This is a genomic window from Cupriavidus sp. GA3-3 (genome assembly GCF_000389805.1).
In the GTDB taxonomy this organism is placed as follows: domain Bacteria; phylum Pseudomonadota; class Gammaproteobacteria; order Burkholderiales; family Burkholderiaceae; genus Cupriavidus; species Cupriavidus necator_D.
Genome location: NZ_KB944482.1, coordinates 333,244 through 346,313 on the forward strand (window position 1 = coordinate 333,244; position 13,070 = coordinate 346,313).

The following is a 13,070-nucleotide window of genomic DNA, read 5'->3' on the forward strand; positions in this document are numbered from 1 at the left end:
CCCGGTATCATGCTGGCTGACGAGATCGCGGATCGCCGGAACCAACGCCCGGGTCTCGGGACGCGCTCCGCCTTCAATGCCCTCATATTCCCTGGTTCTCCTGCTTACCGTCGCCGTGGTCGCCTGCATCGGCATGGCCATCGCCACCTGGCCGCGGCGCGACGATCCGACCGTCCAGGCGTTCCTGGTGCTGGCATTCGGCGCGGCGACCTGGAGCGGCGGCCGCCTGCTCGAGATCAGCTCCACGGACCTGGAAGGGCGCATCCTGTGGGCCAAGATCCAGTACCTCGGGATCGTCGCCGTGCCGATCGGCTGGCTGGTGGCGATGGTGCACCTGAGCCGCCCGCGCTATGTGGTGCCCTGGTCCAGGCTGTGGCTGCCCGTGCTGGTGGCCGTGGTCACCGTGGTGATGGTCTTCACCAACGAGCGCCACCGGCTGATCTGGCCGCGCATCACGCTGATGCCTCCCGGCGTACTGCCCGGCGCGGTGTTCGACCATGGCATCGGCTATGCCGCGGTGGCGACCTGGTCGTACCTGCTGCTGGGGGTGAGCCTGCATTTCCTGGTGACGGCCGAAGTGCCCAACGGGGCCTTGTCGCGGCGGGGCCGCGCCATCCTGGCGTCGGGCCTGGCCTTGCCCCTGGTTGCCAATGTCGCCTACCTCAACCGCTGGACCGGGCCGCTGGGCGGGGACCTGACGCCGGCGACGTTCTCGCTGATGGCGGCGCTGGTCTGGTTCTGCGCGCTGCGCACGCACCTTGACGATATCGGCCACTACGCCCGCCTGCAGGTGTTCGATGCCCTCAGCGAGGGCTGCGTGATCGTCGACAGCCATGGCGCCATCGTCGAATTCAACCCGGCCGCCGCGCAGCTTTGGCCGGCCCTGCGCCGCGGCGACCCACTGCCCTCCGGCTGGGAAGCCGCGCTGCAGCACTCGCCTGCCGACACTGCCAGCCTCGCGGCCACGCCTTTCGTGCCACCGGGCGCGCCCTTCGAGCTTACCGTGGAGCGTGTCGCCCGCCTCGACGGCAGGCAGATCGGCACCTTGCTGTTCCTGCGCGACATCAGCCGCTTCCAGTCGCGCGAGCGGGCCCTGACCGCGCGGCTCGGCCAGACCGAAGAGCAGTTGTGGCAGGTGCAGGCCGACCTGGACATCGACGCCCTGACCGGCATCCGCAACCGGCGCTACTTCCAGCGCGAGTCGATCGCGGCCGTGACCCGGGCGTGCGAGCGCAGCCAGGCGCTGGGCCTGCTGATCCTGGATGTGGACCAGTTCAAGCAATACAACGACCTGCATGGCCACGTGGCCGGCGACGACTGCCTGCGGCAGATTGCCGGCGCCCTGGCCCGCACGCTCTCCGGCGAGCAGTTCTGCGCCCGGCTGGGCGGCGAGGAATTCGCGGCGGTGCTGCCCGGCGCCACGCGTGAAGAGACCCGTGACGTGGCGCGCCGCATGGTGGCCGTTGTGCGCGATCTCGGCATCGCGCACAACGGCACGCCGGTGCAGCCGGTGGTCACCATCAGCGTGGGCGCGGTCTGGACCGTGCCGGAAGCGCCGCGGCTGGAGCCGCTGCTGCACCGCGCCGACAGCGCTATGTACCGGGCCAAGCGCGCGGGACGCAACCGCTTCATGCTGGACGGCGACGCCTGAGTGGCACGGCTACGACGCCGCACCTGCCCGCCCCACGGTGGCGCCATGCAAGGCCACCAGCCGCGCCGCCGCCTGGCTGACCCATGCAGGCCGCGGCGCGGCGTCGAGCCAGTACTTGACCTCCAGGCCCAGCGCGGTATCGCCGCTGATCACCAGCCGGCGCTGGAAGAACAGCGTGTCGGTATCGGCCTCGCCGCCCAGCAGGCGCAGGTAGTCGACCGCGCAGGCGCGCAGCGTCAGCTCAGGCTCGGCGTCCGCTGCCGCGGCACGAAAGCGCCCGCCTTCGCAGCGGAACGGCACGGCCAGCCCAAGGTCCTGCACCGTCAGCAGGAAGGCGTGTCCGTCCAGTGCGGCCGGTGGCTCCAGCCATCCCGCTCGGCGCGCCAGCTCCAGCGCCGCCACCAGCGGCAGCGCCCTGGCACGGGCGGGCATGCGCCGGTGCACGCCCGCGATCAGCTTGTGCAGCGCGCTCATGCCCGGGCCTCCCAGGCGATGCCCGCGCTGCCGTGCCAGTAGCCGTTGCAGGGCTGGGCGCCGGTCGGCGTGATGCCGCTGGCAGCAGGTGCCTGTTCACCAGCACGAATCGCCGCGAGCTGTTGCACCACCTGCAGCGTGCCGGACGAATGCGGGCTCACGCGCAGCATCCCCACCCCCATCCGCGCCATCGCCAACGCCTCTGCGCACAGGTCCAGGCAGGTGGCGCTCTGCGTCTGCACGCCGTTGAGCGTGAAGAACGCCTGCCCCTCGCCGGTGGCTGCCACCAGGCCGTCGGGATAGTCCATGCAGCGGAACTCGCAACTGTCCTTGCGCAGGCGATGGTGGCGCGCGGTAAAGCAGCGCGCCGAGAACGCCAGCGGCAGCCGGCCCCAGACAAAGGCTTCCAGGCGCATGCCGGTGGGGCGCGCCGCTGCCAGCGCGGCCAGTGTGGCGCCATCCATCTCCACCGGCGCGACGCAGCCGGCCGCGCCCAGCCCGGCCAGCCACGCCAGCGTATCGGCGTGGTAGGCATTGAGGTGGGGGCCGCCGACAAAGGGCCGCCCTTGCATGCAGCGCACCGCGCCAAGGTCGTTGGCCTCGACCAGGTAGTCGTCCTGGGCGCAGGCGCGGCGCATCCAGGCGATGTCAGTGTCGGACTCCACCAGCACCGGCGTGGACAGCACCACCTCCTTGCCGGCATCGCGCAGCATTTGCGCAATCTCCAGCCATTGCGCATGGCGGACTTCATGGCGGCGCGTGCAGACGGTCTCGCCGAGATAGACGCGGTCGACCGGCGCATCGGCGACCGACGCATAGAACTGCATCACGGCCTCGCGCGGCCAGTAGTACAGCAGTGGGCCCAGGGCGATGCCGAAGTCGGGCATCGCTACGGTTTGCGGCATTGCGGCCGCGGCAATCTCTGGCATGGGAAGCTCCGTCATGGCCGGTTCAAGGCAGATCGATGTCATGGGTGTCACCGCCACGGCCGGTCGTAGGCGCCCTGCGTGACCTGGTCGCCTTCGGCATGGCGCCCGAGCGTGCTCTGCCACTCTTGCCGCGGCACGAAGCGCGCCGGATCGGCGCAGGCCGCGTCGATGGCCGCGCGCAGCACACCGACCACATCGCCCACATAGCGCGGGCTGCGCTGCCGGCCTTCGATCTTGATGGCAGCGATGCCCATGTCGATCAGCGCAGGCAGCAGGGACAGCGCATTGAGGCTGGTGGGCTCTTCCAGCACGTAGCCGCGCTCGCCCTCCACCTCGAAGCGGCCCTTGCACAGCGTGGGATAGCCGGCCGGCTCGCCCGGCGCATAGCTGTCGATCAGGATGCCCGACAGCCGCGCCTGCATGGTGCCGTCCTGCTCGGTCCAGCGCACCGCGTGCGCGGGCGAGCAGACGCCCTTGTTGTTGGGCGAGTCGCCGGTGGCGTAGGACGACAGCAGGCAGCGCCCCTCGGCCATCACGCACAGGCTGCCGAAGCCGAACACCTCCAGTTCCACGCTGGTCTGGCGCGCCAGCTTGCCGATCTGCGCCAGCGACAGCACGCGCGGCAGCACCACGCGGCGGATATGGAAGCGCTCGCGCATCAGCTCGATGGCGTCGGCGTGCGTGGCCGAACCCTGCACCGACAGGTGCAGGCGCAAGCCCGGATGGCGCTCGCACGCATAGTCCATCAGGCCGGCGTCGGCCATGATGACCGCGTCGGCGCCAAGGTCCGCCGCCGCATCGACCGCGCGCTGCCATTGGGCCACCGCGCCCATCTGGGCAAAGGTGTTGATCGCGAACAGCACCTCGGCGCCGCGCGCGTGGGCTTCGGCCACGCCGGTGCGGATGTCGGCCTCGGTAAAGTTCAGGCCGCCGAAGTTGCGCGCGTTGGTGGCATCGCGCAGGCCCAGGTAGACCGCGTCGGCGCCGTGCTGCAGCGCCATGCGCAGGGCCGCCAGCGAACCGGCGGGCGCAACGAGCTGGGGCCGGCGCGGCACGTTCGCCGCGGTGGATGGAGCTGGGGAGGCAGGGGTCATCGGTGATGGCGCCGGCGGCGGCGCGAAGATGAAGACAGCCGCCGATGCTAGCCAAGCGCTTGCAGCAGGGGCTTGACCGCGCGCAAACCCACGCCAACCGCACACCGCCCGCGCCGGCCTATGCCGGTCGGCGTAGGCCAGTGGCAGGCCACCACCGCGCGCTTGACCTGCGGCAAACGCCGGCACGTGCCGCTGTGCCACGCTTGCCTGGTCATCCACGCGGCTGGCCGCACGCCGGCCCCGCGCCCATCCTCTTCCGGAGATTTTATGAATCAACCCTGGCTCAAGCTGGCCGGCCGCCGCCTGCTGCCCATCGTGCAGGGCGGCATGGGCATCGGCATCTCGGCCCACCGGCTGGCCGGCGCCGTCGCGCGCGAGAACGGCGTCGGCACCATCGCCAGCATCGACCTGCGCCACCACCACCCCGACCTGATGGAACGCACCCGCGGCAGCCGTGACAAGCCCGCCATCGAAGCCGCCAACCTCGAAGCGCTGGATCGCGAGATCCGTGCCGCGCGCACGGCGTCCGAGGGCCGCGGGCTGATCGCCGTCAACGTGATGAAGGCGGTGGGCTCGCACGCCGCGCTGGTGCGGCAATCCTGTGAAAGCGGCGCCGATGCCATCGTCATGGGCGCTGGCCTGCCGCTGGACCTGCCCGAACTGACCGCCAGCCACCCCAGGGTGGCGCTGATCCCGATCCTGTCCGAGGCGCGCGGCATCGGCCTGGTGCTGCGCCGCTGGATGAAGAAGGGCCGCCTGCCCGATGCCATCGTGGTCGAGCATCCGGCCCATGCCGGCGGCCATCTGGGCGCGGCCAGCATCCAGGACCTGTCAGAGCCGCGCTTTTCGTTTTCGCGCGTGCTGGCCGAATGCCGCGAACTGTTTGCGCAGCTCGGGCTGGCCTGGGACAGCATTCCGCTGATCCTGGCCGGCGGCATCGACAGCCATGCCAAGGTGCGCCACTGGCTGGGCGAGGGCGCCGCCGCGGTGCAGCTGGGCACGGCCTTCGCCGTGACCGAGGAATGCGATGCCCACCCGGCCTTCAAGCAGGTGCTGGCCACGGCGCGGCCCGAGACCCTGCGCGAGTTCACCAGCGTGGCCGGGCTGCCCGCGCGCGCCGTGCTGACGCCGTGGCTGTCGCGCTACCTGTCGAGCGAGTCGCGGCTGCAGCGCCGCGCCAGGCCGCGTGAATGCCTGGAGGGCTTCGACTGCCTGCAGGCGTGCGGGCTGCGCGACGGCATTGCCCGCATCGGCCAGTTCTGCATCGACCTGAAGCTGGCGCAGGCCGTGCGCGGCGACGTGGAGCGCGGCCTGTTCTTCCGCGGCCGGGGTGCGCTGCCCTTCGGCGAGGCGATCCGGCCGGTGGCGGAGCTGATGCACTATCTGTTGACGGGGGAAAAGCCCGCCGGGCTGGCGCCAGCCTGACGGCAACAGCTTCAGCAATCTGAGCGAGCCAACTCGCAAGGCCGGCAAGTGCAACGGGCGCCGCACACCCGCAGCAGGAAAGACTTTGTCAGCAATCTGAGCGCGGCGGTAATCCGCCGCGCTTCTTCATCTCCCGCATGCATCGCAACGCTCCCAGCAGTTGCCACCCCAGCCACGCATTGGCGCCCGCCAGCAGCACGCCGCCAGCGCGGGCCAGCGGCGCCGGCACCAGCGGCACCGCCAGCAGCAGGACGTAGGCAGCCAGCAGCAGCCATGCCTGCCGCCGTTGCCGGCCCGGCACGATGATGGCCTGCATGGCCGGCACCCGCGCGCGCGGCGGCAGCAGCCGGCGCAGGTGCAGCCAGGCCAGGAACGGCACGATCTTGCCGAGCATGGCCGTGACCGGCAGCACGCCCACGCCGACCAGCGCCATGGTGCCGGCCCACCATGCCAGCGGCAGCCCGGTGGCGGGCAGCACCACGGCCGCCGCCCCCAGCAGCGCCGCGCCTGCCATGCTGGCGCATGCCACCGGCCAGAGCAGCCACAGCGGATCATGGCGCCGCCGCGCGCGCAGCGTGCCGGCCAGCCCGCATGCGCCCACCACCGCCACGAACGCCAGCCACACGAGCAGCACGCCATACGCCAGCGCACGGTGATCCGGCCACAGCATTGCCGCGGCGCTGAACAGCGCCAGCGGCAACCAGTGCGCCATGGGCAGCCAGCGCCCGATCGCCGCCGGCAGGCGTGGCACCTGCCAGAACATCGGCAGCACGGTGGTGGCCACGCCGGTCACCAGCGCCGCCAGCCAGCCGCCCAGCGCCCACGCCATATGCAGGCCGAGCCAGCGCGCCACCGGCACGCGCCACCAGCCGCCGAAGGCGCCGGCCAGCACCATGCCGCACAGCGCCGCGACCATCAGCGGCGCGCCGATGCCGGCAAGGGTGCGCGTGGTGGCATCCACTGCGGCCACGCGCCGGCCCGCAGCCAGCAGGATGGCCCCGGCCAGCAACAGGATCACGGCCACGGCCGCAGCCGCCTGCATCGCCACAGGCTCGCCGCCGAGCAGGCCAATGCCCAGGGCAGTGGCCACGCCCGCGCCGGCCGCGGCCATGAACGGCGCAAGCAGCCCCGCACCCGGCACGGCCACGCCGGCCACCACCGGCATCATCTGGAACAGCGCGCCCACCATGACCGGCAGCAGCATGCCCAGCGCCAGCACATGCACCGCCACCAGCGCCAGTGGCGCAAAGCGGTCCGGCAAGCCGCCGGGCGGACCGGCGGCAAGCAAGACTCCCGCCGCAGCACCAAGCCACGGCGCCGGCATCAGGCAGCCGAACACCACGGCCAGGCGCGGGGCGCGTTCATAGTCGAAACTGGCTGCCTTCACGCCTTGCTTCTCCCCATCAATGTTGGGACCCGATGCTAGGCCAGGGCAGGTCGTGGGGATTTGACCGCAGATAAGTCCGACGATGTATCCCCGCGCCATGCGGTGGAGCGATATGTCACGACGTGACAGGCCTGGTGTGTGGGCGGTATTCCCCGCAAATGACAAGCCGATGCGCCGCCGGCCGCACATGCCAGACGCCGAAGCCGGGTTTTCTTGATCTGGCGCAGGAAGCCCCGCGTGCTGCGCAGGGAAAATTGCCCTCGATGCCAGCGCGCAGCCATGCACGCGCCGGCCGCCGGGCCACCACCCGGCTTCCCCCGACTGGTAGCCCCCGATACCGCCATGTTCCGAACCGATCCTCCAGCCGCCAGCGCCGCGGCGGACTTCCGCGCTGCCGGCCTGCCGGCGCTGCGCGACCGCCTCTCCACCCGCATCATCTCGCTCTCGCTGGCCATGCTGCTGGTGGTGCTGGGCATGATTGCCGGCACGCTGTGGCTGTCATGGAAGCTGGAAGGCGCGGGTGCCGCCATCAATGACGCCGGCAGCCTGCGCATGCGCGCCAACCGCGTGGCGATCGAACTGACGCTGGCGCAGGCGCGCCAGGACAATGCACTGGCCGAGCAGGTGCAGGCGCTGGACGCCACGCTGGCCCTGCTCAGGAAAGGCGACGCGGCGCGCCCGCTGTTCCTGCCGGACGAACCCGCCATCCATGCCCAGATGACCCGTGTCACGCAGGGCTGGCAACAACGTCTGCGCCCGCTGGCGGTAGCCGGAACGGGCGAGCACGCAGCGCCGGCAAGCTATATCGCCGCACTGCCCGGCTTCGTCGCGCAGGCCGATCGCCTGGTTGGCATGATCGAGCATGACAGCGCGCGCAAGACCGACTGGCTGCGCTTGTCGCAGATCGCGCTGGCGGCAATGGCCTGCGTCGGCACCGTGGCCGTGATCTACCTGCTCTACCTGTGGATCATCCTGCCGGTGCTGCGGCTGCAGGACGGCCTGCGGCGCATGGCCGCGCGCGAGTTCTCGCTGCGCCTGCCGGTGGAAAGCCGCGACGAGTTCGGCACCCTCAGCGAAGGCTTCAACCGCATGGCCGGCGAACTGCAGGGGCTGTACCACGACCTGGAGACGCGCGTGGCACAGAAGACCGCCGAGCTGGAACGCCAGAACCGCGACCTGGAGACGCTCTACGACATGGCCGCCTTCCTGAACCAGGCCGCCGATGCCGAGGCCATGGCGCGCGGCTTCCTGGAACGCGTGATGCGCCAGTTCGATGCCGATGGCGGCAGCGTGCGCGTGCTGGACAGCCGCCATGGCAGGATGCACCTGCTGGCAGCCGCCGGCCTGCCGGCCGCGCTGGCAGAATCCGAATCCTGCGCGGCGGCCAACGCCTGCCATTGCGGCGACGCCACGCGCGAGGCCGTGGTCGCCATCGTCGACCTGCGCGCGGCGCAGCGCCAGGGCGCCGCCGGGGATGCCACGCCCTGCAGCCGCAACGGCTTCCAGTCGCTGGCGGCCTTCCGCATCGAAAGCCAGCGCGGCGCCACCGGCGTGTTCGCGCTGCACTTCCGCACGCCGCGCGCGCTGCCCCCGTCAGACCGCCAGATGCTGGAAACACTGGGCCAGCACCTTGGCACCGCGCTGGAACACCTGCGCCTGTCCGCGACCGCGCGCCAGCTGGCGGTGGTGGAAGAGCGCAACCTGGTGGCGCAGGGCCTGCACGACAGCATTGCCCAGGGCCTGAACTACCTGAACCTGCAGGTGCAGCTGCTGGACGCCGCGGTCGAACGCGACGACCTGGCCGAGACCCGTGAGATCGTGCCGATGCTGCGCCACGGCGTGGAAGAGAGCTACCAGGACGTGCGCGAACTGCTGAACAACTTCCGCTCGCGGCTCGGCACCGGCGAGCTGCGACCGGCGGTGGAAGAGACCGTGGGCCGCTTTCGGCGCCAGTGCCGCACCGAGGCCACGCTCGCCATTGACGAGAGCGGCGGCGCCTGGCCGCTGGCGCCGGAGCAGCAGCTGCAGGTGCTGTTCATCCTGCAGGAGGCGCTCTCCAATGTGCGCAAGCACGCCATGGCGGCGCACGTGGCGGTGGCGCTCAGCCACGGCCGCGATTTCCGGCTGGTGGTGCAGGACGACGGCGAGGGCTTCGATCCGGAGGAAATCGCCACGCGCGCCGAAGCGCATATCGGCCTGAACATCATGCGCGAGCGCGCGGCGCGGCTGGGGGCGCAGCTGCACGTGCAGGCCCGCCCCGGCCACGGCGTGCGCATCGAACTGGTGCTGCCCGCCGGCCGCTCTTCCGGCGCCCGCGAGTTCGCCGACACCCGCCCCGCCCCCACGACCACCGAGACCCAGCCATGACCATCCGCATCCTGCTGATCGACGACCACACCCTGTTCCGCTCCGGCATCCGTGCGCTGCTGCAGCGGCAGGCCGACTTCGAGATCGTCGACGAAGCCGCCGACGGCGTGGAAGGCATCAAGCGCGCCAAGCAGCACCGTCCCGACGTGATCCTGCTGGACCTGAACATGCCCGGCCTGTCCGGCCTGGAGGCCCTGCAGCTGCTGGTGGAAGACCTGCCGCGGACCGCCGTGATCGTGCTGACCGTGTCCGAGGAAGCCGAGGAACTGGCTGCCGCGCTGCGCGGCGGTGCGCGCGGCTACCTGATCAAGAATATCGAGACCGAGGCGCTGATCGCCGGCATCCGCCGTGCCGCGGCCGGCGAGCCGGTCATCTCCGACAGCATGACCGCCAAGCTGGTGGCCCAGTTCCGCGCTCCCGCACCGGTGGCCGCGGCGCGCCAGGACGAAGCGCCGCGGCTGACCGCGCGCGAGCGCGAGATCGTGCAGGGCCTGGCGCGCGGCGAAAGCAACAAGGAGATCGCGCGCGACCTGGGCGTGGCGGAAAGCACGGTGAAGATCCACGTGCAGAACATCCTGAAGAAGCTGAACCTGGCCAGCCGCGTGCAGGTGGCCGTCTATGCCGTCGAACACGGGCTGAACGCAGCGTGCTGAACGCGGCGCAGTGGCCGCCACGACAGCCCTGCATGTTGCGCGCCCGGCACCCCAACGTCGTCCGATTCCTACAGCGATTTCAGCCCTAGTCCGGGGGGACGCCGGCGCCCCCTGATCTAGGCTGAACTGTAAGCAGTTGGCTCTCCGAGGCCACCCGGTCCGGAAGCCCGGCTTGCCTGATCCACAACAAGGAGCACGCCATGGGAATCGGCACCATTCTCCTGATCATCCTTATCCTGCTGCTGATCGGCGCGTTGCCGGCCTGGCCCTACAGTTCCGGCTGGGGCTACTGGCCTAGCGGCGGCCTGGGCCTGATCGTCCTGATCGTGGTGCTGCTCGTGGTGCTTGGCCGGATCTAGCGTTCCCGGCCAGCCTGCGGGCAACGCACGCCGGCTGGCGCACGCAGCGGCGCCAGCGCGGGGCTACCCTTGTAGCTGCCGCGCCGGCGCCCTATAACGAAGCGCGGGCGTGTGCCACCGCATCGCCCGGTTCCTTCCCCCATTTGCAAGGAGACCCAGATGCCAGCCAAATCCAAGGCGCAACAGCAGGCCGCGGGAGCGGCGCTCTCCGCAAAGCGCGGCGAAAAGAAGGCCGGATCGCTCAAGGGACCTTCCCGCTCGATGTATAAATCGATGAGCGAGAAGGAACTCGACAAGATGGCTTCGACCAAGACCAAGGGCATGCCGAAGCACAAGTCAGACAGTTGATCGGCAAGCTTGCTCACTCTCCCGCCCGTGGGCGAGCGAGCAAGCCCAAGCGGGCTGCCAGGGTCAGCCACCACCTGCTATCTGGCACCGCCCTTCTTTCCCCCGACCCTCCCCCTCGCCGGCCCGCCGCAATAGCCGGGCAAACGTCTTGCCCGGGCGCTGCGCGCCAGCCGGATCGACTCCGCCAGCGCCAGCCCGAATCCCGCAACGCTGCCCAGGTCCTGTTCCACCCGCTCGCGCAGGAAGGCGGCCCAGGAGAAATCGCCGGCAGCGCTGCCAGGCTTGCGGTAAGCCCCGGCCTCGCGCGCAAAGGCCGCCAGGCTGCGATAGGGATCGTCGCGCATGCCCCGCACAGTGGGCGGCAGCGCCTTCGGGCCCAGCAGCTTGCCGTGCTCGTCATAGGGATGGACATGGCCGAGACGGCGCATCCGTTTCCAGAACGCCGACGGGCTCAGGCGGCTGAAGTCATGCAGCACGCGCACCGGTGCCTGCTCGTAGCCGAGATCCAGCCACGCCCGCGCCCAGTGATGGTGATCGATGATATAGAGGCTGCCGCCCGGCCCGGCCACGGTCTTGACGCGATGGCGGCGCATGAAGCGCCGCAGCGCCGCGTGGTCGTCCGGGTTCGCGTGGCGCTGCGTGACATCCATCTTGTAGCTGACGTGGGCATAACCGAGCGTCAGCTGGGTCGGGCGCAGGCGAGCCAGTTCGGCAACGGCGTTGCCTCGCGCGCTGCGCGGCGTGCCTGGTTCAGCGCTGTCGGCTGCGGCGACGCGGCGCTCAGTCGTTCTCGGCACGCTTCTGGTCGACGAAGTGCTCAAGCTCGCTGCCCGGGTCTTCGTTGCCGGTGCTCTCTTCGGCAACCGCCTCGCGTGCGAGCGGGCGTGGCCAGTACTCACCCTCGCCGCCGCGTATGGGCTCGCCGTGGCGGGCGGGATTGAAATCCGTCCACTGGCCGCATTCCCAGTTGCCTTGCGCGCATTCCAGTGCGCTCGCCCCGGCTTCACGCAGCACGTCCACGGCAACGGAATCGAGGCCGTTGTTGACGCATGCCGCCAGCATGACGCGGTCCACCGCGCCGCTTTCCGGCGCACTGTCCGGCCCCACCGACATGATGGATACGTCCCACACGGAGAAGCCGCGCGAGAACAGGGTACGTGCCACGTCTTCGGCGCTGGCAATCGAATCGAAACGTCCGGCTACGATCGATGACATGATGACTGACTCCCATGATGGTGGCGATGGTCATGACTGCTGTCATCCACATTGCAAGAGCCACGCCTGCGCCTGCTGTGCGGCACGCCGCGCGCACGGCCTGCATGGCGCGCACGCCGGCGTGCAATATTTGCAAAGGCGGCCCCGGAACTACATGCCCCGCCCTGGCGCCTCAGCCGTTGACGACCTCGCCGCCGTTGATGTGCAGGATCTGCCCGGTGATATAGCTGGCCGCGTCGGACGCCAGGAATACAAAGCCCGCCGCCACCTCGAACGGTTGTCCCGGGCGGCCCATCGGCGTCTTCTTGCCAAACTCGGCCACTTCCTCCGCGGTGAAGGTCGACGGGATCAGCGGTGTCCAGATCGGGCCCGGCGCGACGCCGTTGACACGGATGCCGCGCTCGACCACCTGCAGCGCCAGGGAACGCGTGAACGATACGATCGCACCCTTGGTGGCGGAATAATCCAGCAGGTGCTTGCTGCCGCGATACGCGGTCACCGAAGTGGTGTTCAGTATTGACGCGCCCGACTTCAGGTGCGGCAGCACCGCGCGCGTCAGGTGGAACATCGCAAACACATTGGTGCGGAAGGTGGCCTCCACCTGGCTGGCGTCGACCTCTTCCAGCGAGGCCTTGGAGTGTTGCTCGGCGGCGTTGTTGACCAGGATGTCGAGCTTGCCGTACTGCTGCAACGCCTGTCGCGCCACGGCCTCGGCATGCGCGCGGTCGGCGAGGTCGCCGGCGATTGCCAAGCATTTGCGGCCCGCCCCCTCCACCAGCTCGACGGTCTCGCGCGCATCGGCATGCTCATCGAGATAGGCGATGGCGACATCGGCGCCTTCACGCGCAAAGGCCACCGCAATGGCCCGGCCGATGCCGCTGTCGCCGCCGGTAATCAGCGCCGCGCGCCCGCGCAGGCGGCCGCTGCCGACATAGTCGTCAGCGCCGCTGTCCGGCTGCGGCCGCATGGCGGACTCCAGGCCAGGTTGTCGCGACTGGTGCTGGGGCGGGATGCTGGTCGGTGTGGACATGGCTGGCTCCTGTCTGCGCGGCCGCATCGCGGCCCTTGCAGGTGCCGCGCAAATTCCATGCCGCAAACGGCGAGCCCGGGCCACGCCGCGGCCCGCGGCCGTGGCTGACACGCCGCCCGTAACCCTTACATCGCCCGG

The 13,070-nt window shown here is 70.5% G+C and carries 13 protein-coding genes; 6 read left to right on the plus strand and 7 right to left on the minus strand.

Annotated features, from left to right (window positions below; genetic code table 11):
• Positions 1–76: 76 nt before the first annotated feature.
• Positions 77–1,651 carry a histidine kinase N-terminal 7TM domain-containing protein gene (locus tag C265_RS19435; RefSeq protein WP_010810645.1) on the plus strand — a complete coding sequence of 525 codons (1,575 nt, stop codon included), beginning with the start codon at positions 77–79 and terminating at the stop codon, positions 1,649–1,651.
• 9 nt (positions 1,652–1,660) lie between these two features.
• On the opposite strand, the gene C265_RS19440 is transcribed toward C265_RS19435, so the two are convergent.
• Genes C265_RS19440 through C265_RS19450 form a run of 3 tightly spaced genes read right to left on the minus strand, consistent with a single transcriptional unit; the run spans position 1,661 to position 4,148 of the window.
• Entirely contained in the window at positions 1,661–2,125 is a 465-nt protein-coding gene (locus C265_RS19440) for an SCP2 domain-containing protein (protein WP_010810646.1), read from the minus strand.
• Positions 2,122–3,054: a U32 family peptidase gene (locus C265_RS19445; RefSeq protein ID WP_010810647.1), complete on the minus strand. Its 933-nt coding sequence runs from the start codon at positions 3,052–3,054 to the stop codon at positions 2,122–2,124. The genes C265_RS19440 and C265_RS19445 overlap by 4 nt, the downstream gene beginning before the upstream one ends.
• A 47-nt stretch (positions 3,055–3,101) precedes the next feature.
• A complete protein-coding gene (locus C265_RS19450; RefSeq protein ID WP_174549461.1) occupies positions 3,102–4,148 on the minus strand; it encodes a peptidase U32 family protein in 1,047 nt (348 codons plus the stop codon).
• Positions 4,149–4,415: 267 nt separating this feature from the next.
• Between C265_RS19450 and C265_RS19455 the strand changes: the two genes are divergently transcribed.
• Positions 4,416–5,573, plus strand: coding sequence for a nitronate monooxygenase family protein (locus C265_RS19455; protein ID WP_010810649.1), 1,158 nt, complete (start codon positions 4,416–4,418; stop codon positions 5,571–5,573).
• 88 nt (positions 5,574–5,661) lie between these two features.
• Here the strand turns inward: C265_RS19455 and C265_RS19460 are convergent, their stop codons facing one another.
• Complete coding sequence (locus tag C265_RS19460) at positions 5,662–6,960, minus strand: hypothetical protein (RefSeq protein ID WP_010810650.1); 1,299 nt, start codon at positions 6,958–6,960, stop codon at positions 5,662–5,664.
• A 342-nt stretch (positions 6,961–7,302) separates the two neighbouring features.
• Between C265_RS19460 and C265_RS19465 the strand changes: the two genes are divergently transcribed.
• The 4 genes from C265_RS19465 to C265_RS19475 all read left to right on the plus strand — a co-directional run bounded on the left by C265_RS19465 (position 7,303) and on the right by C265_RS19475 (position 10,687).
• Complete coding sequence (locus tag C265_RS19465; RefSeq protein ID WP_010810651.1) at positions 7,303–9,327, plus strand: type IV pili methyl-accepting chemotaxis transducer N-terminal domain-containing protein; 2,025 nt, start codon at positions 7,303–7,305, stop codon at positions 9,325–9,327.
• Complete coding sequence (locus C265_RS19470; RefSeq protein ID WP_010810652.1) at positions 9,324–9,980, plus strand: response regulator transcription factor; 657 nt, start codon at positions 9,324–9,326, stop codon at positions 9,978–9,980. The genes C265_RS19465 and C265_RS19470 overlap by 4 nt, the downstream gene beginning before the upstream one ends.
• A gap of 200 nt (positions 9,981–10,180) precedes the next feature.
• Positions 10,181–10,339 (plus strand): DUF3309 family protein, encoded by a 159-nt coding sequence (locus C265_RS31665; protein WP_010810653.1) that lies wholly within the window; start codon positions 10,181–10,183, stop codon positions 10,337–10,339.
• 159 nt (positions 10,340–10,498) lie between these two features.
• Complete coding sequence (locus C265_RS19475; protein WP_010810654.1) at positions 10,499–10,687, plus strand: DUF3008 family protein; 189 nt, start codon at positions 10,499–10,501, stop codon at positions 10,685–10,687.
• Positions 10,688–10,764: 77 nt separating this feature from the next.
• On the opposite strand, the gene C265_RS19480 is transcribed toward C265_RS19475, so the two are convergent.
• The 3 genes from C265_RS19480 to C265_RS19490 all read right to left on the minus strand — a co-directional run bounded on the left by C265_RS19480 (position 10,765) and on the right by C265_RS19490 (position 12,932).
• Entirely contained in the window at positions 10,765–11,484 is a 720-nt protein-coding gene (locus C265_RS19480) for a ParB-like protein (RefSeq protein ID WP_010810655.1), read from the minus strand.
• Positions 11,468–11,902, minus strand: coding sequence for a hypothetical protein (locus C265_RS19485; protein ID WP_010810656.1), 435 nt, complete (start codon positions 11,900–11,902; stop codon positions 11,468–11,470). The genes C265_RS19480 and C265_RS19485 overlap by 17 nt, the downstream gene beginning before the upstream one ends.
• Before the next feature lie 172 nt (positions 11,903–12,074).
• Complete coding sequence (locus C265_RS19490; RefSeq protein WP_010810657.1) at positions 12,075–12,932, minus strand: SDR family oxidoreductase; 858 nt, start codon at positions 12,930–12,932, stop codon at positions 12,075–12,077.
• Positions 12,933–13,070: the final 138 nt, after the last annotated feature.